Origin of the sequence: Tenebrionibacter intestinalis, assembly GCF_016632365.1 — a bacterium.
GTDB lineage: Bacteria > Pseudomonadota > Gammaproteobacteria > Enterobacterales > Enterobacteriaceae > Tenebrionibacter > Tenebrionibacter intestinalis.
Genome location: NZ_JAEPBH010000092.1, coordinates 1 through 2,823 on the forward strand (window position 1 = coordinate 1; position 2,823 = coordinate 2,823).

Annotated in this window: 2 protein-coding genes and 1 pseudogene; all 3 read right to left on the reverse strand. The window is 48.8% G+C overall.

Going from position 1 to position 2,823, the window contains the following annotated elements; all coding sequences use genetic code 11:
- Nucleotides 1-546: pseudogene (locus JJB97_RS17590) on the reverse strand (IS3 family transposase); the annotation flags it as partial.
- A gap of 9 nt (nucleotides 547-555) precedes the next feature.
- Entirely contained in the window at nucleotides 556-1,029 is a 474-nt protein-coding gene (locus tag JJB97_RS17595) for a DUF6392 family protein (protein WP_238715377.1), read from the reverse strand.
- The gene (locus JJB97_RS17600) at nucleotides 1,026-2,675 is read right to left on the reverse strand and encodes an S-type pyocin domain-containing protein (protein WP_238715378.1); all 1,650 of its coding nucleotides are present in this window, start codon (nucleotides 2,673-2,675) and stop codon (nucleotides 1,026-1,028) included. The genes JJB97_RS17595 and JJB97_RS17600 overlap by 4 nt, the downstream gene beginning before the upstream one ends.
- Nucleotides 2,676-2,823: the final 148 nt, after the last annotated feature.

Sequence of the window (2,823 nt, forward strand, 5' to 3'; positions counted from 1 at the left end):
CACTGGCGCAGAAGTCCTGCCTCAGCAGATTCTCAGACACCGGCAGAGCGTGTGCGCGGTAGTTGACCGGAATGAACCGCCGCGAGGCTTTTGCCCGCAGACCCTGGCGGCGCAGGCTGGCCGCCACCGTTTTGATATTGAAGGTTTGTCCCCGGGCGCGAAGTTCATCCGCCAGGCGTGGTGCCCCATATCGTTGTTTTGACTGATGAAAAGCGCTACTGACGGCAGCATCGCAGGACAGGCGAAATTGCTGGCGTGTATTCATCCGTAAACGGCGCTTACGCCAGACGTACCAGCCGCTACGGGCAACCCGGAGCAGCCGGCACATCGACTGGATACTGAACTCAGCCTGATGTTTTTCGATAAAGACATACTTCATTTCAGGCGCTTCGCGAAGTATGTCGCGGCCTTTTGCAGGATAGCCAGTTCTTCATCCCGTTCAGCCAGTTGCCGTTTAAGACGGGCATTTTCAGCGGCCAGTTGGCTCTCGCGTTCAGACGATGTCAGTTGTTGCTGCTGTTTGCTGCGCCAGGCGTAGAGTTGTGANTACAACTATTACCATCGTAGTAAAACGGTGGGAATGAAAGTGACGGTTTCAACAGATTCATTTAAGTCAAACTGGAATACTATCGTTGTAGGAGTGCTCATTTTTTTCAACGAATATCGATCATACCATCCCATCTCTTCTTTCATAATAACCATGGGGGGAATACTTTTTTCCGGAGTTCCAAAATTTTCATGCACCCATTTTCTGTTCATTTCTTTCTTTAAGCCAAATGGGAGCTCATTTGGAAACACCCATTTCTTATTGCTATCATGCAAAGTAAGTGTTATTTCCTTTAGCGGCTGCCCGGGCGAATTTGTATTATCAAAAGACAAAAAAACACCTTCCTTTTTCATATCTAAAGTAAGAGACTCATCACTCTGGGTACCCTTTGGTGGCGTCTTGTAATTAATTATCTTCCCATCTAATAGCTGCTGATGTGTCAACCCGAAACAATTTACTAATTTTTCAACATTAACAGTCATTTATAAATCCCCTGTTCCTCATTTATCTCATGCATTTTCTCACGAGCCTTGTTCAGTTGTTCTTCAGATGCCCCATACGACTTGAGGGCTTCATATTCAGTAATGAAGTCCTTTTCCATTGCCTTTCTGAGGTCCAGTAAGTCATTCTCTTTCTGACTTCTGTTCCGTCCCCCATATGTGGCGCTAACTTTTCTGTGAACCTCTATAGGGATTGCTATTGATGCAACATTATCAGACATTTTATCTAACTGTTTATCTGTTAAGTGTGGGTATTTTCTCTTTAAATTTAGTATAACAGATTGCTTAGATGGCATATGATCGACTTCGTATTTCCCCTGTCGAGATCTTCCTTCAAAATTTTTATACAAATCGACTTCCAGAAACTCCACTGGGGGTTTGCTCAGGTACACGTAAATTGGCGGATGCACGTTCCCCGGAAACACCAGAATGTAATCGCGGAAATCCCTCTCTTCCGGTACAGGTGTGGTGAGGATTTTCACCCCTTCAATATCCGGGTATTCCAGCCCAGGCAGAGCACCGATATCAATGGGCGGAGCATCATTTCCTGTGTGCCAACCCCCGGGGTTACCGAGACCAGGTGGGTCAGCAGGGGTCCAGGTGATCAGCGGTTTATTCGCTCTCTCATCTCCCCAGAAATCATAACCACCATTAATGTTCTTACACAGTAGTCTGACTCTGACCTGATCTCTGCCGCTTTCCGGTGAGGTATGATAACCTACGGCTTTCAGACGCCCCGTCTCCGGATCTTTTTCCCAGCGATAACGCACGCGTGTTGGCACTGTGCCCTTACCTATGGCGACTTCAAGCAATTTCTCAGGCGTCAGTAAATCGCTGGGGTGTCCTTTCAATTTGTCGTAAACCATAGCCCCCATCAACAACCATGGCAGCGACATATTAATCTCAATCTCATTCTTCTTCCTGACGATGTAGTCACCAAGTTTACGCGTGACGACTGTCAGTTCCGTTGCCATCTGGGTATCTGCGTCTGTGGCAATATCACTGTTGTTATTGCCTGGAATAGGTATCGGGAGACCCCGCGGAGGTAAAAAGACATTTGCCTGCGCTTCCCCAAAGAAAAATCCGGTTACTTTATCGAACAGGCTCTTTTCCAGTGGCGGACTCATGGCCAGACGCTGCTGGGTCAGATGCGCCCGTTCCCTGTCTTTTTCACCGGCAGGCACAGACAGATAAAACGCCATGTCGCCCACGTTCTCCTGCGGCTCCTCCTGCGTACCGGCGTCGGTACAGCCTTCCGGGCGCAGACAGGATTTTGCAAATACCGGCGGCCCGGCTTTGAAAGGATTATACGGATCGGCTGAGTTATTACTACCTCTGTTCTCTTGGGGAATAAATTCATACGTGTCGGTGTATATCGAAGGTATAAACTCTGCCCGGCACGGGCAGGTGCTTCTGCTGTGCAGCGTTCCGGCAATGCGACGGCCATGAATAAAATCGTCCGGTAAACCGCCCATGATTTTATACAGGCCAGGGAATTTACCACAGGTGACGCTGTGCTCCTCGCAGGCCTGCAAGCGACCGAAATGCATGTGATCAGGCATGCCTTCGGTGATCACACCACCGCAGCTCGTTTTATCGTCCTGAAACAAATAGTGTCCAACCGCCATTGCTCTGTCCTTTACTGTTCTGTTTCCTTAATGCGCTGCTGAAGTTCTTCTGTTTTTTGGGCATACCGCCGTTTCCGCTGCCAGCGGACCCATTCAGCCAGAAGCGTACTGAACCGCACCGAATTTCCTGGAGAGAGCTAAGACAGGA